At 58.7% G+C, this 19,665-nt stretch carries 18 protein-coding genes; 5 read left to right on the top strand and 13 right to left on the bottom strand.

What is annotated here, in order from left to right; genetic code table 11:
* Positions 1-920 precede the first annotated feature (920 nt).
* A complete protein-coding gene (locus R3C19_08205; GenBank protein ID MEZ6060327.1) occupies positions 921-2,246 on the bottom strand; it encodes a Gfo/Idh/MocA family oxidoreductase in 1,326 nt (441 codons plus the stop codon).
* A 487-nt stretch (positions 2,247-2,733) separates the two neighbouring features.
* Here R3C19_08205 and R3C19_08200 point away from each other — a divergent pair, with 487 nt between their 5' ends.
* From R3C19_08200 to R3C19_08185, 4 genes are all read left to right on the top strand, one after another.
* The gene (locus R3C19_08200) at positions 2,734-3,474 is read left to right on the top strand and encodes a succinate dehydrogenase cytochrome b subunit (protein ID MEZ6060326.1); all 741 of its coding nucleotides are present in this window, start codon (positions 2,734-2,736) and stop codon (positions 3,472-3,474) included.
* Positions 3,475-3,723: 249 nt separating this feature from the next.
* On the top strand, positions 3,724-5,655 hold the full coding sequence (locus R3C19_08195) for a fumarate reductase/succinate dehydrogenase flavoprotein subunit (protein ID MEZ6060325.1): 1,932 nt from the start codon (positions 3,724-3,726) through the stop codon (positions 5,653-5,655).
* Positions 5,656-6,420: a succinate dehydrogenase/fumarate reductase iron-sulfur subunit gene (locus R3C19_08190; GenBank protein MEZ6060324.1), complete on the top strand. Its 765-nt coding sequence runs from the start codon at positions 5,656-5,658 to the stop codon at positions 6,418-6,420.
* 143 nt (positions 6,421-6,563) lie between these two features.
* Complete coding sequence (locus tag R3C19_08185) at positions 6,564-6,866, top strand: hypothetical protein (GenBank protein ID MEZ6060323.1); 303 nt, start codon at positions 6,564-6,566, stop codon at positions 6,864-6,866.
* Between the two features lie 64 nt (positions 6,867-6,930).
* On the opposite strand, the gene R3C19_08180 is transcribed toward R3C19_08185, so the two are convergent.
* From R3C19_08180 to rfbF, 12 genes are all read right to left on the bottom strand, one after another.
* On the bottom strand, positions 6,931-8,205 hold the full coding sequence (locus R3C19_08180) for a hypothetical protein (GenBank protein MEZ6060322.1): 1,275 nt from the start codon (positions 8,203-8,205) through the stop codon (positions 6,931-6,933).
* A 96-nt stretch (positions 8,206-8,301) separates the two neighbouring features.
* Positions 8,302-9,246, bottom strand: coding sequence for a glycosyltransferase family 9 protein (locus tag R3C19_08175; protein MEZ6060321.1), 945 nt, complete (start codon positions 9,244-9,246; stop codon positions 8,302-8,304).
* A 97-nt stretch (positions 9,247-9,343) separates the two neighbouring features.
* A complete protein-coding gene (locus R3C19_08170; protein ID MEZ6060320.1) occupies positions 9,344-10,159 on the bottom strand; it encodes a hypothetical protein in 816 nt (271 codons plus the stop codon).
* 74 nt (positions 10,160-10,233) lie between these two features.
* Positions 10,234-10,818: a DUF4254 domain-containing protein gene (locus R3C19_08165; GenBank protein ID MEZ6060319.1), complete on the bottom strand. Its 585-nt coding sequence runs from the start codon at positions 10,816-10,818 to the stop codon at positions 10,234-10,236.
* Between the two features lie 66 nt (positions 10,819-10,884).
* Positions 10,885-11,976 carry a TIGR00180 family glycosyltransferase gene (locus R3C19_08160; GenBank protein ID MEZ6060318.1) on the bottom strand — a complete coding sequence of 364 codons (1,092 nt, stop codon included), beginning with the start codon at positions 11,974-11,976 and terminating at the stop codon, positions 10,885-10,887.
* Positions 11,977-11,990: 14 nt separating this feature from the next.
* Complete coding sequence (locus tag R3C19_08155; protein ID MEZ6060317.1) at positions 11,991-13,145, bottom strand: DegT/DnrJ/EryC1/StrS family aminotransferase; 1,155 nt, start codon at positions 13,143-13,145, stop codon at positions 11,991-11,993.
* A 28-nt stretch (positions 13,146-13,173) separates the two neighbouring features.
* Entirely contained in the window at positions 13,174-13,902 is a 729-nt protein-coding gene (locus R3C19_08150) for a cephalosporin hydroxylase family protein (protein MEZ6060316.1), read from the bottom strand.
* A gap of 89 nt (positions 13,903-13,991) precedes the next feature.
* On the bottom strand, positions 13,992-14,717 hold the full coding sequence (locus tag R3C19_08145; protein ID MEZ6060315.1) for an acetyltransferase: 726 nt from the start codon (positions 14,715-14,717) through the stop codon (positions 13,992-13,994).
* Positions 14,714-15,259: a dTDP-4-dehydrorhamnose 3,5-epimerase gene (gene rfbC / locus R3C19_08140; GenBank protein ID MEZ6060314.1), complete on the bottom strand. Its 546-nt coding sequence runs from the start codon at positions 15,257-15,259 to the stop codon at positions 14,714-14,716. Before rfbC ends, R3C19_08145 begins: the two co-directional genes overlap by 4 nt.
* An 8-nt stretch (positions 15,260-15,267) precedes the next feature.
* Positions 15,268-16,524: a class I SAM-dependent methyltransferase gene (locus R3C19_08135; protein ID MEZ6060313.1), complete on the bottom strand. Its 1,257-nt coding sequence runs from the start codon at positions 16,522-16,524 to the stop codon at positions 15,268-15,270.
* On the bottom strand, positions 16,452-17,492 hold the full coding sequence (locus R3C19_08130; protein MEZ6060312.1) for a GDP-mannose 4,6-dehydratase: 1,041 nt from the start codon (positions 17,490-17,492) through the stop codon (positions 16,452-16,454). Before R3C19_08130 ends, R3C19_08135 begins: the two co-directional genes overlap by 73 nt.
* A gap of 39 nt (positions 17,493-17,531) precedes the next feature.
* A complete protein-coding gene (gene rfbF, locus R3C19_08125) occupies positions 17,532-18,353 on the bottom strand; it encodes a glucose-1-phosphate cytidylyltransferase (GenBank protein ID MEZ6060311.1) in 822 nt (273 codons plus the stop codon).
* 593 nt (positions 18,354-18,946) lie between these two features.
* On the opposite strand from rfbF, the gene R3C19_08120 reads away from it, so the two are divergent.
* Positions 18,947-19,657, top strand: coding sequence for a response regulator (locus tag R3C19_08120; GenBank protein MEZ6060310.1), 711 nt, complete (start codon positions 18,947-18,949; stop codon positions 19,655-19,657).
* Positions 19,658-19,665 lie beyond the last annotated feature (8 nt).

Genomic DNA, 19,665 nt, shown 5'->3' with positions numbered 1-19,665 from the left:
CCCCGTCTTCAGCGGTCCGCAGGTCTTACAGCTGTCCCAGCACCACGACATTCCCGTGGTTGACTCAATACAGGGCCTTCCCTCTTTCCCGTCCCACACGTCATCGAGACCGCCTCTGCCAGGCCACGAAGTGCGAGAAGCTGGGATTGAAGTACCGTGCTGGGTTCGGGTCCGCTGCCGACTTGTCGTGCGTCCCTGGCAGAAATCGCATCGGGGTTAACCCGTCCTGCGTTCGCTGCGACACCGGCATCGTTCGGGATCGAGTTGATCGCCCTGTGCGTGTAACGCCGCAGTGGAAGTCCGCAACACGCAATCGACTGCCCGGACTCTTCAGCCCGAATGCCGCCAGCGAATCCGATCCGATCAACGACCAACGGACGAGACGCAGGCAGGCGTTGCCCACTTGCTCTTCCCCGGAGCAGTTCTTTGGCTGACATGGTGGCGTCTGCCTATTGTTCAGCAGCGAATCTTCAGGAGCCGCATTGTTGCATCGTAGTCGCACCGGGGATGACTTGTGTGCAGAACGAATTCTCCGGCCCATGTTTCTCCGGCTCCTCGAGTCCAATGAAGATATCCGCTGCATTCGTCGACGGTCTTCGATGTATCCGGAGCTCCACGGCCTCCGGATTCAGAATCGAAGCTGGGATTCATTCATGACGAGTCGTTGATCCGTGAAACCGGCTGTGCTCGAAGCGGTTACAGACGGCGATCGCAATGGAGGCCGCCGTTCTGGCAGCCGTGGGCAGCGACGTCCTGTGCCAGGCCGGACACCGTTCCGCCAGCCTGAACGGCGCATTCTGTGTTCATCTGCTGGCAAACCTTCCGTCACCTAAAGAGGACTGCCCGGTTTGCGCTGCGGAACACGGAGACGGCATCAATTCAAGGGAACGGCGACCGTGTCGCCCGGAGTCGCCGCGGGTTCAGACGGTGGGTTCCCAGCCTTCGGCGTATTCTCGCTTCCACAGCTTCGCGGCTTCGTCGTTTCCGATGATGTGGCCGTTTGCAGGATCGCAGGTCAGAGCGTCTCCGGTCCGCTGAGCGATGTTGCCCAGGTGGCAGAGCAGCGTCGACTTGTGGCCTTCGGCAATCTCGGAATGCAGCAGCGTCGGGTCGTCGGCGCGGATGGCTTCGATGAAGTTGGCGACGTGAGCAGCGTCGGCGGCACCGGCATCGTCCTTTTCCAGTTCCTTTCCCTTCTGATCGTAGACGGCATAACCCCAGCTCGACAGTTTCAGGCTGCCGTTGTCGCCGTGGAAGGATGTCCCGAACGATTCGCCGTCAATTCCCATCCGATTGCAGCTCAGACCTTCCCACATGATCTGCTTGCCGCCTTCGAATTCGAACGACACCAGATGCGTGTCGGGAGTCTGCTGGTCGTCGTCAAAGAAGTAGCGTCCTCCGGAGGATACGGCTCGAACGGGAAAGTCGACGTTCAGGCCCCAGCGCGAAAGGTCGATGGAATGAACTCCGTTGTTACCGAGTTCTCCGTTGCCGAAATGCCAGCCCCAGTGCCAGTTGTAGTGAAGCCGGTTGGACGTGTACGGCAGCCGCGGAGCGGGGCCCTGCCACAGGTCATAGTCGATATGCGGCGGCACGTCGGCGGGAGTTCCCCTGCCGATGGAACCTCGCAGGTTGGCGTACCAGCTTCGGCTGTAGTGGACTTCTCCAATGCGGCCTTCGTGCAGCATTTTGATGGCGGCCATGATCTTTTCCGCGCTGCGACGCTGGTTGCCCATCTGCACGCAGCGGTTGTTCTTTCGAGCGGCTTTGACCAGCATTTCTCCTTCCCACGGATTGTGGCTGCACGGTTTTTCCACATACACGTGCTTGCCGGCGTTGCAGGCCAGTATGGATGCCGGCGCGTGCCAGTGATTCGGAGCCGCGCAGACCAGAGCGTCGACGTCCGGATCATTCAGGATCTCGCGAAAGTTTCCTGTCGTCTGAATCTCGTTGTCGACCTTGCTTTTCAGCGACTGAACCGCGGCCTGCAGCCGGTTGCTGTCGACTTCGCACAGGTACTTGATCGTCACTCCGGGAGTCGCCGCGAACGTTTCCGCCAGCGACATGCCGCGGCTGAGTCCCATGAGTCCGACGACGACGTTGTCCTGCCGGTTGCTGACGTATGCCGCGGAGGCAGGATGCAGCGAGGAGATCGCGGCCGCGGCGACAGCCGACGTTCCAACGAACGCGCGACGCGAAACCGCTGAGGCCGGGGAACCGGATTTTGAGTCGTTGGCGGGAGACATCGACGGAGCCTTTCGAGAGAAGGGAGGGAAAACCGGGCTGGCAGGGCTTCATCGTGCCCGCTGTGTCGGCATTCGTCAATGCACCGACCGGTCCCGAGCGACATCACCGACGCACACAACGCCGGATGCCAGCGCCGTTGTTCCATCCGGAAGCTGCGTGCGTCGTTTCCTGTATCTGTGACATCTGTGTATCTGTGTCATCTGTGGTTCGTGCAACGTTCCGATCGTCGATACGGCCGTCAACTGTCGCCGGTTCCGCGGCGCGTGTTCGCAGGTTCCCGCCGCGCGGGACGATTCCTCCGCGTTCCGAAATTCGCGGGAATGACGCCGCAGCTTCTCTTCCGTGGACACGAGCGCACGCGTCGTTGCACATCACAACTGCGGTCCTATAATCCGCCGCCTGACTGCGGCGACTTTCGCCGGATCCGCAGTCCCGTTGACCGATTTTCGCACTTCCCACGCTTTAGGGAGCGGGGTCTTGAATGCCTTGAGTCGAATTATCAGCCTTCCGGCCGTCTGGTTGTCGCGGGTGCCGGCCTGTGCTCCGTTTGTCAGAGCGTGCTCGACGTCGGTCGGGCAGAAAGTCCTGATGGCGATGACGGGGCTGCTGCTGTGCGGTTTTCTGGTTGTCCACCTGGCCGGTAACTTTTTGCTGTTCGCCGGCGAAACCGCCTACAACGACTACGCTCACGCACTTCACAGCAAGGAAGGCTTGCTGAAGATCGCGGAAATCGGCTTGTTCACGCTGTTCGTGCTGCATATCGGCCTGGCGTTTTCCACGGCGGCCATGAATCGCCAGGCGCGGCGGGTGACGTATTCGATGAAGGAATCGAAGCAGGGTGTGTTCGCGCTGCCGGGTGGCGGCGCCTCCACCTGGATGATGGTGACCGGACTTGTCGTCCTCGGATTTCTGTTGGTTCATCTTTCGGACCTGACCTGGCACACAAGCCCTGATCTCGACTACGACTCGGTCACTCACGATGGTCATACGGATCCCTTCGGGGTCGCTCGGCTTGTGCTGCAGAATCCGCTGCACGCAGCCGTCTATTCCCTTGGGTGTTTGTTCCTGGGGATCCATTTGTTTCACGCTGTCGCCAGTGCGTTTCAGACGCTGGGTCTGTCGCATCCAAAGTGGAACCCCATCATTCGCTGCGCCGGCCGGATCTTTGCCTGGGTGATTGCGCTCGGCTTCCTGTCGTGTGTTGCGTGGGGCCTGTTTCTGAAATAGAGAGTACCTGGGAAGTCGGGATCGGCGCCGGTCAGGATCAGCCAGAGCGTCGGCGTAATCAGGACAATTGCAGGAGTCAGTCCCGTATTTTTTTGAAGCATCCTGAATCCCCGGGGTGCTTCGGTGGCAGATCCCGGTTGTGACGGAGTCGGTCGCTGTTGTTTTCGTGCCGGCCACCCGCCGTGTACCGGCTGCGGCGGCGAATCGCCGGCCGCGTCGCACGTACAATTTCCTCAATCGAGGTTTCCTATGTTTTCCGTGGCGAATGAAACCTTAGACGGTCGAGTGCCTGAAGGCCCCATCGAATCGAAATGGGACAAGCATCGCTTCAACATGAAGCTGGTAAACCCGGCCAATAAGCGGAAGTTCAGCATCATTGTCGTCGGAACGGGACTCGCCGGCGGAGCGGCCGCCGCGGCGCTCGGTGAACTCGGGTACCACGTGAAGTCGTTCTGTTTTCAGGACAGTCCCCGTCGCGCGCACAGCATCGCGGCTCAGGGTGGCATCAACGCGGCGAAGAACTATCCCAACGACGGCGACAGTATCTGGCGATTGTTCTACGACACTGTCAAGGGCGGCGACTACCGGGCTCGCGAAGCCAACGTCTATCGGCTGGCTCAGATCAGCAACAGCATCATCGATCAATGCGTCGCTCAGGGAGTGCCGTTCGCTCGCGAATACGGCGGAACGCTGGCCAATCGGTCGTTCGGCGGGGCACAGGTGTCCCGAACATTCTACTGCCGCGGCCAGACCGGTCAGCAACTGCTGCTGGGCTGTTATCAGGCGATGATGAGGCAGGTCCATACCGGCAAAGTCGAATTGTTTGCCCGTCGGGAGATGCTGGAACTGATCGTCGTCGACGGAGTTGCCCGCGGAATCGTTGTTCGAAATCTGACGACCGGCCAGTTGGAAACGCATCTGGCTCACGCCGTGGTGTTGTGTACCGGCGGCTATGGAAATGCCTATTACCTGTCCACAAACGCCAAGGGTTGTAATGTCACCGCCGCGTGGCGCTGCCATCGACGCGGAGCCTACTTTGCGAACCCGTGCTACACTCAGATTCACCCCACCTGCATCCCTGTCAGCGGCGACTATCAGTCCAAACTGACGCTGATGAGCGAAAGCCTTCGCAACGACGGTCGAGTCTGGGTGCCGAAAGCGGCGAAAGACCAGCGTCCTCCGTCGCAGATTCCTGGTGAAGAACGCGACTATTTCCTGGAACGCCGCTATCCGTCGTTCGGAAATCTTGTGCCGCGCGATGTCGCTTCCCGGGCCGCCAAGGAACGCTGCGATGCCGGATATGGCGTCGGAGAAACCGGCAAGGCCGTGTATCTTGATTTTCGGGATGCCATCGTTCGCGACGGAGAAGACACCGTCCGCAGGAAATACGGTAACCTGTTTCATATGTATCAGAAGATCACGGCCGACAATCCGTACGAGGTGCCGATGCAGATCTACCCGGCCGTCCACTACACGATGGGCGGACTGTGGGTCGACTACAATTTGATGAGCAACGTTCCGGGACTGTTCGTGCTGGGAGAAGCGAACTTCTCCGACCACGGAGCCAACCGTCTGGGAGCCAGTGCTCTGATGCAGGGACTTTCCGACGGCTATTTCGTGATCCCTTACACGATCGGCGATCATCTGGCCACGACCAAACTGCCACCGGTGCCGGACGATCATCCCGCGTGTCTGGAAGCCGTGCAGGCGGCTGACGAACGCATCAGACGGCTGCTGTCCGTCAGAGGATCACGCACGGTCGATTCGTTCCATCGGTCGCTCGGCCATATCATGTGGGAACACTGCGGCATGGCTCGCACACGCGGCGGCCTGCAGGAAGCGGTCAGTCGGATTCGCGATTTGCGGGACGATTTCTGGAAGGACGTGCGAGTCCTCGGGTCCGGCGATTCTCTGAATCAGAGTCTGGAGAAGGCCGGTCGAGTGGCCGACTTCATGGAATTCTCCGAATTGCTGGCCGTCGACGCGCTGCATCGCGAAGAATCCTGCGGCGGTCACTTCCGTGAGGAATATCAGCACGAAGACGGCGAAGCCAAACGCAACGACAGCGACTTCAGCTACGTCGCCGCATGGGATTTTCAGGGTGTGGGCGCAGAACCGGTGCTTCACCGCGAACCGCTGACATTCGAATACGTGCATCCTTCGACAAGGAGCTACAAGTAGATGAGTTCTGAGCTGCTGAATCTGAACCTGCGAGTCTGGAGACAGGCCGGCCCCGATGCTCGCGGTCAGTTTCATGAATACCAGTTGTCCGGCGTCAGCACCCACATGTCGTTCCTGGAAATGCTGGATGTGCTGAACGAGCAACTGATCGAAAGCGGTGAACAGCCTGTCGCGTTTGATCATGACTGCCGCGAAGGCATCTGCGGCATGTGCAGCCTGATGATCAACGGTCAGGCTCACGGACCCGATCGCGGAACCGCCACCTGCCAGCTTCACATGCGGCGATTCCGCAACGGCGACACCATCACCATCGAACCCTGGCGAGCGACCGCTTTTCCGGTGCTGCGAGACCTGGTGGTGGATCGCTCCGCGTTTGATCGCATCATCAGGGCCGGCGGCTATGTTTCCGTCAGTACCGGTAATGCTCCCGACGGCAACGCCATCCTGGTTCCCGGTCACCGTCAGGAAACCGCAATGGATGCCGCCGCGTGCATCGGCTGCGGCGCCTGCGTGGCCGCCTGCAAGAACGCTTCCGCCATGCTGTTCGTCTCCGCCAAAGTTTCCCAACTGGCAGTACTGCCGCAGGGCCAGCCTGAACGAAAGCAGCGAGTCCTCAGCATGGTCGCACAGATGGATGAAGAAGGTTTTGGATCCTGTACCAACACGTATGAATGTGAAGCCGCCTGTCCGGCGGAGATCTCCGTCAGCAACATCGCCCGCCTGAACCGCGAATACACACGAGCCGTCCTGACCAGCGCCGAATGAAGTTCCTGACCGGCGACCTGACGACGGTCTTTCTCATGCAGGCTGTCAGTTCCCCGACACCGTCATTCCCGCGCAGGCGGGAACCCAGTCGCGAACCAACTGACTCGCCCAGTCTACCTTTCTCGCAGGACGCACGGGACAAAATGGCAAAACGCGACTATACCGCTCATCAGCAGAAAATCATCAAGCGGTTCTACGACAATCGCGAAGCCATCGACGATCAGCGACTGGCGGAACTTGTGACGAATCTTTACCTGGAAACGTCCGACAAAAAGCGAGCCAAAATGTGGGTCACCGCCGAAGAAATCATGACCCGCATGAACCTCCCTCCGTCACGGATTCAGCACGTGATTGAGTCTCGGGACGCCGCCGTGCTGGCTCGCGTTGTTGAAGAACTGCAGAGCGGCAAGCTGACTCGCGGTGCAGCGAAAAAGAATCCCGGCTGAACACCCCGCAGCCCGGTGCCGGCGTCCGACGATCAAGCGCTGAAACGTCCGCGATCGGTTGCCGTTATCGCATTGTCGGAACGCCGCCCGCTGCGATTTGAACAGGCGGCGCAACGTCCGGGTACGCGACATACCGGTTGACGACCTGAAGTGCGTCGCGCCGCAGCGTCTGCAGGCTGGCGAATCGATTCAGCGCGGACCCGCGTTCCAGCATTCGAATCAGCATTTTCAGGTACGTCTTTTCACCAGCATGAAATCCGTCGATGGCTTCTTCGTCAGACGCATCACAGTCGCTCATGCACTGAAACGCATACAGCTCGAATCCGTGCCGATCAAAGTGCGGACGCAGCGCGGCCTCGATCTGTGTCGCGTAGGCAAACTCGCCCGAAGCTTCCATCGCCTGCCAGACTGCGTCAGCGTATGGAGGCAGATAGGCGACGACATGCATTTTGCGGTGACTGCAGAACTCCAGCAGTTCGGAAATTTCCCTGACCACATCGCCGTCGAGTGCCGCGCCGTGCTGAAACCGGCGATTCCCCCGGCGAACACGATCCAGCGTCTCTGCGAACCCAAAGTCTCTGGCACTGGGATCCGAGGTCAGCAGTCGGTCGACCTGTGCTCCGTAGGAATACGATCCGTCGTTGCGGAAACCGGTTCGGTTCACCACAGCATTCAGGCCAAACGCCGCGACCCCGTCAGATTCGGCCGGCTGTCGTAAGGCTGAAAGCGGGCTGCCGATCTTCAGGCGACCTCGAAGCACGTCTTTGTAAACGTCGGGAACAACCTTCAGAGCCGCCTGCAGATCAGCATCGGACGCCGTGTGCCAGTCCGACGCGTCATGTCCCTTCGCAGCCTCGTTGTATTCTGAGTTGAACAGGAATTGATCGAGTCCCAGGATGACAATATCCGGACGGTGCGTTTCGGGCACTTCCGCCAGAAACTTGCGAAAATCCCAGGCAGTCACAACAGTGTAGCCCGCGTTGTAGAATCTGGAAGTGAACATCTCCCGGCGAAACCCCAGCACGCGGGACGAACCAACGGCAATCACCGATTGCCTGGGAAGCGACGTCAGTTGGCGGTATTTCAGGTAGCCGTAGTTCTTTTCGTCATAAGCGAAGCCGACAAGCACCGGCTGCCGCCGGGCACGGTGTGCGATGTCATCCATGCTGACGAAGCACTCTCCGGAAATTGCCAGCACCGTCAGCGCGGGTGCCACCAGCACAACAATCGGCGCGGCAAACAGCGCGCACGTCCGCAGAAACCGGGGCAACTGCGCGGCCGAGTCCGTGCCGGCGGTATCGTCAGCGCCAGCAATGAAGTCCCGATGGGGTGTATGCAACGGTTGCAGCTCCGTGACTTGTGTAACGACCCGAACTCACCGGATTCGCAACGGTGGACCATCACGTCTATGCCGCGCGAGCCGCCGGCTCAGTATTCAGGATCGCCAACGCGCGTTCCGCAACGACTGTCGGTGACAGCAGCGACAGGTTTCCTTCGGGGGCTCGCAGGACATTGTTCGTCGCGCGGTCAGCGGATATGGCCCGGTGTGTTCCGGTGACGTCGGTCCGTACAGTCCGAGTGTCGGTACGCCGAATGCCGCCGCCATGTGCAGCGGGCCGCTGTCATTGGCAATGACCAGTCGGGCACGGCGAATCAACTCAACAAGTTGCATCAGCGACGTCCGCGACGTGAGATTGACCAGTCGTCCCGGATCACGGACCGCCGTTTCTTCCCGCCGAATGTGGCTGTCCCAGGCAACCAGCAGGCTGCTGTCCGCGGCGATCAGTTGCTTTGTTAATTCGTCAAACCCCTGCCATTCACGATCCCGGCAGCGGCTGTTCGGGAACAGTACTACCGGCGCTGCGTTTCGCAGACGGCTGTCGACCGTATCCGGTGAGTCGCCTTCAATGCGGATCGGTGACCGGAGTTCCGGCGCCAAACCGATGGCTGGCAGGAACTGCAACAGCTTCTCGACAACGTGCGAGTTCACTCCGCGCGGCGGATAGGGAACAACCCTGTCGCAGAACCAGCGGCTGCCTTCGCGACCAAACTCGTGCCCCACCTTCAGCGGCGCCCTGGCGGCCAAAGTCATCAAACCGGAACGCAGCAGTCCCTGAAAGTCCAGGACGGCATCATAGGAATGCCGGTGAAGCTCACGAACGGTTCGCAGCATTCCGGCGGCCCCACGAACTCCCGGAGCATGATCGAAGACGATCACATCACCGTTTACCGTCGGGCAGCGCCGCACGATATCCTCGAAGCGTTTCTTGACGACCCACGAAATCCGAGCGTCAGGAATCTGTTCGCGAATAGACTGCGCGACAGGCAGCGAGTAGATGATGTCGCCCAGAGAACTTGGCTTGATGATCAGAATTCTCATGCAGTGTCTCAATCCTGCTGCGGCTGCGGGCCGCCGCGATTTCAGCCAGCGTCGCCGCTGTTCAGGCCAGTCGTCAATTCGAAACGGCGGCTGTCGGTCACGCGGCTTTCTTGCAGAACTCAGCGTCGGAATAGTGTTCCCGGACGACGTCTGAATGCCCGTGCGCCGGCTTTTCGTGCCAGATATTCAGTATCGTGTTTCTGACGCCGTGCGATTCCGCCAGAGTCGTCCGTCCATGCCAGCTCTTGCATCGCAGAGTGTTCAGGACGACAAACGCATAGGCTGCATTGGGGACAAACGGTGCCGTCTTAGCGACTTCAAAGCCGCGAGGTTCGCGAGTCAGCGACCGCGGATTCAGACTCCGGCGGTAAAACTGAGTTCCGATGTCACACTGACTATCGTCCGCTGGCAGTGCGATCTGCATCGTGACCATTTTCTTGCGAGTGTCCGGATGTGGCTTGATCCGATATCCGACTTCCTCACGGAACAGTGCCGGCAACGGATAGCCCGGAAGAGCCGCCGCCTGGCAGTCACTGACCGAATAGCGATACGCGAGTCCGCGACACAGTTTTCCAAAAACGGCTTCTTTCAGCGCGACACATCCGAGAGCGTCTCGAATTCCAAGCCAGAACTCGCGCGCATCAGTGTCCAGCGCTTCTGTTGCCTGATCGGAAAGATCAAAACGCCACCGTACGCCTTCGGCATCGGGGTTTCCGGATGAATAGCTGAAACCGGCATATTGCCTTCGTTCCGGCAGGCGTTGAAGAATGTCGGCGTAGACATCTTCGGGAAAGAAGCCGCGAATCATGAAGTGAGGAAAAGGATCGTCCGCCACTTCACAGTCGTTCACGGCTGCCAGAATATGGTCTCGACATTGTTGAAATACATGGTCGCGTATCTTGCGTGAAGTCATAAGGGGGGGTCGTTTCGGTAATGCTTTCGGGGATTTCAGGAATTGTCGTTCGTAACTTTCAACGGATCGCCAAACTACGATGCCTTGCGCAGTTCGGGATTCAGGTCAGCATCGTTGTACATCTTGAATTGATAATAGACGCGGAAGCTCCGCGATTTGTCTCGCACCTGCTGACAGAGTTCCGTCAGCGCCAGCGACAGATCCTGAATTTGCCGCCGAATCACCTGAAGCTTTGTGTCGCAGCGGCGGCGATGCTCGTCCGATGCATCCTGCCGCTGTGTTTCTTCGGACATATGAAATGCCTTCAGCGCCAGAATCGAAAGTCGATCAATCATCATCCCGGGAGTTTCCGAATTGAACGGGCAGTTGTGCGTCGGCGGCTGCAGCTCCTTCACCAGGTACGCATCTATAGCTTCAATCAGGTCGTTCCGCCGCTGGTTGTAACGGTCAATCGCGCGTTTGGCCTGCCGCACCCGTTCCGCCCCCAGGTCGTCCCGGCGAGCGATGTCTTCTTCGTGCCAGAGACAGAAATTCTGAAGGTGGTTTTCTTCCACAAGCGCGGAGAACCCATTCAGAGAAACCTGTGGTTCAATATCGTGCCACAGTGACGTTCGTTCTTCCTGCAGTATGGTGATTTCCGAAGCGCTCAGAGAATGCATTGGCATCATCGATTCCTTTCATTGTTGTTTTCCAAAGCCCGAACTCAACAGCCAGCGTCGCCTGCCTCAGGCGGACTTTCGTGTTTGATTCGAGATTCCGGGCAGGCTCATTCCCAAAGGATATTGCACCAGAAGATCGCGCGCGATCTGGTATTCCGTCCGGTCCGGAAAGATCTCAGTATGACGAATTTCCACGGGTCGTTCATCGACCGCAAATCGTTCATTGCGGCGCAGGAAGGGTTCCGCGAGCCGGGCTGTCTTGTTTCCGATTCTCCGCAGTTCGCGCAGACACTTTTGCTGCCATTTCAGTGCTCCCAGTCGCCTGGCACCGGGCATTCCGGGAGTCACATTGACGTGGTCGTCCACAAGCTGTGCCGCCTCGATTTCGCTGACACCCGCAGCGACGAACTCCCGGACGAGTCCGTCTTTGTAACTCAGATATAACTCCTGCCTTCTATTCCGATCCGCAATTCTGGGAAGCACGCGGCTTTCATTTTCGCCGTGCGTTTCCTGGATGTAATGGATGCCTGGCAGAACCCGGATCTTCCCAGCGATGGCACTCAGGCCGATCAGCATAGCTTCTGTGAAGACGCGGGCCGCCTGATAGTCGGTATACTGCCGCGTGACGTCAAAGCTCCGTTTCACCACAGATGTGTGATAGACGGCATAGAATGTCGAATAGGGCCGCGTTGCCAGTTCGGAGAATCTTTGTCGGGGGTCACCGTCGGCGATATCGCGCGCGTTCAGCAGATGGCAGTCGTACACGGTCTTTTTGTGTCGCTGTGAGTTCGTCACGTGAATCACACGCCCCTGCGCGGTCGTATAATCGGCGTGTGTTTTCAAAAACTGTACGCAGTCGTTGATGACGGCGGGAAACAGAAAGTCGTCATCAGCGCAGAATGTCACGAACGGCGTGCGGACCGCGGCAAGTCCTGCGCAGCATTTTTCCATCAGGCCCAGGTCATGGTGAACATATTGCAGACGCAGAACATCGCCGTATTCCGCCACGAGATCCTGATTCGCCAGCGCCTCGGCTGTGCGGCTGGAATCAACGATCAGAACTTCGGCATCCACGTGAATGCGGCTGAAAAAATGCAGCATCCGGCTCAGAAAAGCGGGTCGGTTGTGAGTCGGCGTCAGGATGGTGTACTGGCTCATGGGAATCGCGCTGATCAGGCTGATGTCCGAAGCCGGACGGGACGCTGTCGTCGGGTGATTTCTTCGACTTCCCGCGCAACGCGAACAACGTCGTCGCGCGTCAGGTTCAAATGCGAAGGCAGATTCACGCCGCGGCTGGAGATGTCATAGGCAACATGATTTGTGAAGCGGGCCCGTGCCATGTCGTGAGCGTCCGCAAACGCCGGCAGGGAACTGAGCGGGTGGAAGAAGGGGCGGCTGTCGATGCCGACAGCGGCGAGTTCTGACTGTACTGTTGCCGTCGTCAGACCGCAGGGCGGATCAAACACAGCGGTTGTCATCCAGAAGCACGCGTCGACGTCGGGCCGCACCGGATTCAGTGCGACCATCGGATTGTCCGCCAGAGCTTCCGAGTACCACTGATAGATTTGCTTCTTCTTCGCCACCAGTTCATCCGCGCGCTCAAGCTGCGCCAATCCCAGCGCTGCCTGCAGGCTGCTCATCTTGTATTTATAGGCGACTTCGGAATTGAAGAACGTCACGTCTCCCGGTCGGCGGCCATGGTCACGCAGGACACAGACTCGGTCGAAAAGATCCTGTCGATCAGTGACAAACATACCGCCTTCACCGGTTGTCATGGTTTTGGATCCATGAAAGCTGAAAACTCCGGTATCACCGAAGCTACCGGCCTTCTGAGTCTGAAAGCTGGAGCCGAATGCCTCGGCAGCGTCTTCGATCACTGCGATCCCGTGTCGGCGAGCCACTTCCACGATCTCCGACATCCGTGGCATATTGCCGTAGAGTTCCACGACAATAACAGCCCTGGTTCGTTCGGTGATGCAGGCTTCCAGCGATTCAGCCGAAAGACACCAGGTCGCCGGGTCAATGTCGGCGAACACAGTGGTTGCCCCCACATAGGAAATGGGAGCCGCCGAAGCGATCCACGTGACGTCAGGGACGATCACTTCGTCGCCCGGGCCGATTCCCAGAGCGGCCAGTGAAAGATGTATCGCAGACGTGCAGGACGGCAGCGACACTGCAAAACGACGGCCGATGTAGTGCGCGAAGGCCGTCTCGAAGCGTTCGTTGCAGGCGTTGGCATTGCCGTACCAGCATTCACTCACCGCTCGAGTCACATATTCAATTTCCAGACTGGAAATTGATGGCCCTGCCACAGGAATCCGTTCCATGCTGAAACTCCGGTGAACCCTGGTGACGTCAGTCCGCGATACATCTCAGCCAGCCGCCGGGGGCGACGCTGAGCAGTAGTTTGTTATCAATCTCGGTTTCCGGCACGAACCGGTCGGTCGTCTTCAGAAACTCGCGCACGGCCGTCAGCGGGTTGTTTCCGATTCCCCACGGCCGGTCGGGAAATGCCTGCGGATCCATATATTCAACCACCGTGTCAAATACCAGCAGCCAGCTGCCCTTCGTTACCAGCGGCGAGTAAAGCTGAAGTTCGCGCTGGACATGATCATGAGTGTGATTGGAATCCAGTATCACCATCACCGGCGACTTTCCCTCTGCGGCAGAACGAACCCGTGCGGCGACGGACTCATCGACTGACGAACCCTGGATCATATCGATCCGGTCGGCCAGGGGATGTGCTTCAATGGCGTCACGGTTGTGCGGTCGGATATCGATGTCGATGCCCAGGACCCGCCCGTTTCCTCCCAGCAGGTGCAGCAGAGAAGCTGACAGGATCAGCGATCCTCCATGCGCGATGCCGGTTTCAATAATCAGTTCCGGCCGAACATCCCAGATGACTTCCTGCATCGCCACGATGTCTTCCGGGAACTGGATAATCGGACGACCCAGCCATTTGAAGTTGTAGGAGTAGCGATGGTCACAAGCCCGGTTGAAGACCTGACGCGTCAGGTTCCGCAGCTCTGCATCACCTCCCATCGCCTCAATGCGGGCCTTGTCTTTGGGGTCGTGTTTATCCATGACGTCGGCTGGCAGACTCGCGTTCGGTTTTGATGGGGACTGGAAGATCAAATCATAACACGATGCGGCATTGAACAGTTCCTGGCTGGCTATGCGGCATGACACGCACGGCTAATGTCAGGAATGTCATTGTTGGATCGCATGACTCTGGCGGGATTGCCATATGCGACGGCCCCGGCCGGGATGTTTCGGGTCACAACGGCTCCTGCGCCGACGATCGCATCGTGTCCGATGGAGATGCGAGGCAGCACTACGGCACCGGCACCGATGAATGCTCGGTCATCGATTTCGACACAGCCCGCCACGGTTGCATTGGGAGCAATGTGGACTCCGTCACCTACTCGGCATTCGTGGTCGACGCTGGCCGCGGTATTGACGATGCAGGCGTTTCCGAATGAGGTGTCAGCGCACACCGCGGCACTTGCCAGAACCTGGCACGCGCTTCCGAACTTCGCGTCGCGGGCTACGAACGATGCGGGATGAAACACCGTCGGAGCATCGATGCCGCTGGCCGCCAGCAGCGCCAGAATCTCCAGGCGCGCCTTCCCGGCGGAGCCGCCGATCGCAATGAATCCGGCCGGCCTTTCCGTGTTTCCGAAAGATTGCGCCCAGGTTTCCAGTCTGCTGGTTCCGTGGTAGACGGGAATTCCGGGAAGAGGAGAATCCACCTGATCGTCATTGTCATAAACTGCTTTGACGGCGAATCCGACAGCATCCAGGAATTCGTGCAGGACTTTCGCGTGACCTCGACCTCCCCAGATCAGGGCCGTACGTAGTTGGGTGGAAAACCTGCCCTGCGTTTCTTTTTGATTCATGCTGCCACCCGCCGCGAGTTCAACAGAGGAAGTGACTGATCGGCCTCAGAAATCCGGGTCACCTCACACGGCCAGTGAATCTGCACTGACGAATCGGCATGGTGGAAGCCCGCTGCTGACTGCGGATGGTAGAATTCCGTCATCTGGTAGCTGACTTCGCTGTTGTCGGTAAGTGTCTGAAAGCCGTGAGCAAATCCTCCGGGAATATAGACGGCATGGCCGTTATCGGCGGTCAGTTCAAAAGCCTGCCACTGACCATACACCGGTGACTGTGGCCGAATATCGACGATCACGTCAAAGATGACTCCCCTGGTACATCGCACCAGTTTGGCTTCTTCATGCGGAGCCGACTGAAAGTGCATTCCCCGAAGCGTTCCCCGCAGAACATTGAACGAGACGCTGCACTGGACGAACGACGTCGGCAGTCCGTGGTCCTGAAATTCGTTGTGGCACCACGTCCTGGCGAACCAGCCGCGATTGTCCGCATGCCGCACCGGTTCCAGCAGCCATGCTCCTTCAAATCTGGTGGGAACAAATCTCATCACGGGTCTCAGGCAACACGGACATCCGGGATCGGAATAATAAACCTTCCGCCGTGATCGCTGTAGGCTTTCTGCTGGCGCATGATTTCCTCGGCGAAATTCCAGGTCAGCAGCAGGCAGTAGTCGGGATGATTTTCTGTCAAATGCTCCGGAGCATAGATCTTCAGTCGGGTACCTGGCGTGTAGCGTCCCTGCTTATAGGGACTGCGATCGACAACAAATTCAATGGTCTCGGCTCCGATTCCGAAGAAGTTCAGCAGGGTGCTTCCCTTCGCGGAAGCTCCGTAGGCAGCGATTCGATGTCCGTTTTGTTTCAGCGTGGCAAGTTCATGAGTCAGCGAGCGCCGGAGGGCCGCAACCCGGTCGCCGAAGCGCGCGTAGTGCATGTCACTGAAGATCCAGAACGATTCTTCACGCAGCAGCGATGTGACCTCGGCGGACGGTTCGCGGTCTCCGAAATGCGTTGCAAAGATCCGCAGTGAACCGCCGTGGATGTCCAGGCGTTCGACGTCCGAAATCTGCAGTTCGTGACGTGCAAACAGCCGACACAGCGCGGTCAGCGAGAAATAGCACAGGTGCTCATGATAGATCGTGTCAAATTCTGTATGGCAGATCAGTGACCCCAGATAAGGTACTTCAATAACAGCGCATCCTTCCGGTTTCAGCAGTGTGGCAATACCTGCGACGACTCCATTCAGGTCGGCAACGTGTGCCAGGACGTTGTTGGCGTGAATCACGTCGGCTTTGCCGCCGTCAGCGGCCAGCGTTGTGGCGAGTTGCGGGCCAAAGAATTCCGCGATGGTCCTGACGCCTCGATCGCGAACCGCGACGTCGGCGATATTTGCGGCCGGTTCGATGCCCAGGACCGGAACTCCGTGACGCTGATACCACTGCAGCAAGTATCCGTCGTTGCTTGCGATTTCAACAGCCAGGCTGTCGGCGGACAGTTGCCGTTCGTCGATCAGCCGGCCGACAAGGTGTTGTGCGTGTGACACCATGGTGTCGGAGAAGGATGAAAAATAGGAGTACTGCGAAAAGAGCTGTTCCGGCGGCACAGTGGCGGTGATTTGTACCAGGGAGCAATGGCCGCAGCGCACCAGGTCCAGCGGCCAGCACGCTTCGGGGTCATCTAGCTGATCTTCGGCAATCAGCGCATTGGCAAGCGGCGTGGTGCCCAGCGACAGAACGGGGATCAGGCCGCGATGCCCGCACGACCGGCAGCGGCAGGCGTCTGACTGCTGCTGTGCAGAAAGTGTGAGTACCATTGAATTGTCCTGCTGAGTCCCTGTTCAAAAGTAAATAGCGGCTGCCAGCCCAGCACTTCCCGCGCTTTGGTTGCATCCAGGTATTGATGCCTGATCTCGTGAACGGCCTCGTTCATGACGACCGGCTGCAGTGGACTCTGCAGCTCGTCAAGTATCCGGCGTACAACATCCAGCACCGAAACCTGAATGCCGGTGGACAGGTTGAAGGCTTCTCCGGCCAGTTCCGGGTGTGCTTGCATCTGCTGAGCGAGGTGCATGTAGGCGGCGGCACCGTCTTCGACGTAGAAGTAGTCCCGGATCAGCGATCCGTCGGACCGGATCACCGGCGCATTGCCGCGCAGGACACTTCGAATCGTGCCGGGAATGATGCGATTCCAGTTCAGGTCTCCGCCGCCGTAGAAGTTTCCGCAGCGAGTGACGCAGACGGGCAGCCCATAAGTGTTGGCGTAGGTTTGTGCGATGAGGTCGCCGCACGACTTGCTGACGTCGTACGGGTGCATTCCCGCCAGCGGCGTTTTTTCGGTATAGGGCAACTGTTCCGCGTCACCATAGGCCTTGTCCGACGAAGCCATCACAATTTGCCTGACCATCGGACTGCGACGACAGGCTTCCAGAAGCTTCCAGGTTCCGCCGATATTGGCTTCGAACGTCGAGACCGGATTACGGTTTGCGATTCCGACGATGGTCTGCGCCGCAAGATGAATCACTGTCTCGATTTCAAACTCGCCAAGCGTACGTTCCAGGCATTCCTGATCGCAGATATCACCGCGAACGATGGTGACGTGGTTCTGCAGTTCTTCCCGAAACAGCATCGCGTGCGGCGTCCAGTCGCGGACCAGGCACACGACGTCGGCACCGGCGTTCAGCAGTCTCCGGACCAGCCAGCCGCCGACAAGCCCCGTCGCACCGGTGACCAGAACCCGGCGGTCCGTCCAGAATTGCTGAGTTGTCCTGCAGTCTGTTGCCACGTCAGACGTTTCCGAAAAGTGTATTTGCCGTGATGGCGGTCAGGCCGCTCGCTGAGCCGGCAGCAGCCTCAGCCGCTGTCCGGCGGCATCGCCGTGCCAGGTACACCAGGGTGCTTCGCCGGATTCCCACAGTCGTTCCAGGTAGTTCTTGTCTCGCAGCGTGTCCATGCACTGCCAGAATCCGTGATGCCGATACGCGGCAAGCTGGCCGTCTTTGGCCACCTGCTCCATCGCATTGGCTTCCAGACTGCAGGAATCGGATTTCAGATAGTCGAATATTCCCGGTTCAAACACCAAAAACCCGCCGTTGATCCAGCCTTCGCCGGACACAGGTTTTTCCGTGAAATGGCAGACCGTGTCGCCGTCCATCACAAGCCCGCCAAACCTTGCCGGCGGCCGAACGGCGGTGACCGTGGCCACGCGGCCGTGAGAGCGGTGGAACGCCAGCAGCTCGTCGATATTCACATCGCTGACGCCGTCGCCGTAGGTCAGCATGAAGGTGCCGCGATCGAGCGATTTGCGAAGCCGCAGCAGTCTGCCGCCGGTCATGGTGTGCAGCCCGGTGTCGACCAGATTGACGGACCAGGCTTCGAATTCCGCGTCGGCGCGCTGAATGTTTCCGCGGCCGAAATCAATCTGCAGGTCGCCGGCGAGATTGTACTGATCGAGGAAATATCGCTTGATGAAGTCGCCCATGTACCCACAGGCGACGAAGAACTCATTTCGTCCGAAGTGGGCGAAATGCTTCATGATATGCCACAGGATGGGACGTCCGCCGATCTCCACCATAGGCTTGGGCCGGGTGACGGTTTCCTCCTGCAGTCTGGTGCCCAGTCCACCGGCAAGAATGACAACCTTCATGCTGAATCTTCCGTGCTTCCATGCTGCGGACGAAACTTTGCCGCTGTGAGCGTGCGGCTATTAGAAAATCCATTTCTGCGGCGAGTCTAACAGGGTCAAAAAAATGCGGCAATCGGAACTTTTTGCCGCTCCGACGGTAAACGCTTCGCCGGTGTGTTGGTCACCGCGCCGGGAGCGCCCGATGTCCATCCGGCCCTGAAATCCGGTCGGCGGCGGCCGGCATTCGGCTACGCCAATGCTGACCCGCGAAAACTACGGGAAACTACCCAGCACCGTGGGTGGGGAACGCCAGTTCATCAGCGGAATCAGCGAAGAGAACGATTGCATCGCGCTGAACGACATGAATCATTATGACGTGCGCGCTGATCGATCCGGCGCATGCCAATCGCTCGTCGGCGCATTCATCCGCAGGGGACGTGCAGTGGTACACCCTGAATCTCGATCACGGGAATGCTTTCAGGCAGAATGGCTCCTGAGGCGGGCCATGCGGCGGGCGGTTTGAATTCAACGGCGGCGCTGATTAAAGTGGGCAAAGTTGAACAGCAGGAATGAGTGCGATTTCCACACCTTACTGAGAAAGGGGATTTTCTCCAATGTTGCAGAATCGTGTTCGTATCAGCCGGCGGCGAAAGCCAAAGCAGGCACCGCCGCCGACTGAATTCGATAACGCCAGGAAACGGAAGGCGTTCACCGTGTTTCTGGTGGAGGACGATGAGTCAATCCGCGAAACGCTTAAGGAAGCACTTGAAGGAGAAGGGATCAAGGTTGAGGGTTACATGACCGCGATGGAGTTCTATCGCGACTATCGGGAACCGGTGCCAGGTGTTCTGGTTCTGGACATTCGCCTGCCCGGCATGACGGGAATTGAGCTGCAGGAAAAGCTGGAAGCGGAGGAATTTCCGCTGCCGGTCGTGATGATCTCCGGACATGCCGACGTTCCCCTGGCCGTGAAGGCCATGAAGAACGGAGCGTATGATTTCCTTGCGAAGCCGGTGAAAGTCGACGACCTGATTTCCGCCGTTTCGCGAGCGTATCACTTCTACTACCAGCTCGACATGGACATGGACGATGAGCTGGACGAGACAGAAGACAGCCTTAACCGCCTGACGAGTCGTGAACGGGAAGTTCTGGACCACGTCGTGGACGGACTTTCCAGCCGCGAAATTGCGGATGTTCTGGGAGTCAGCACCAAGACGGTGGAAGCTCATCGTTCGCGCATCAACGACAAGATGCGAGCCGACAACGTGGCGCATCTGATCCGGATGTGCTTCAATTACAATGCTGCCGAAGCAGAGGCTGAATAGGCGTTCCG

Source organism: Planctomycetaceae bacterium (assembly GCA_041398785.1).
Lineage (GTDB): Bacteria > Planctomycetota > Planctomycetia > Planctomycetales > Planctomycetaceae > JAWKUA01.
The sequence above is the reverse complement of the archived record's forward strand: the minus strand, read 5'-3'. Positions and strand labels throughout refer to the sequence as shown.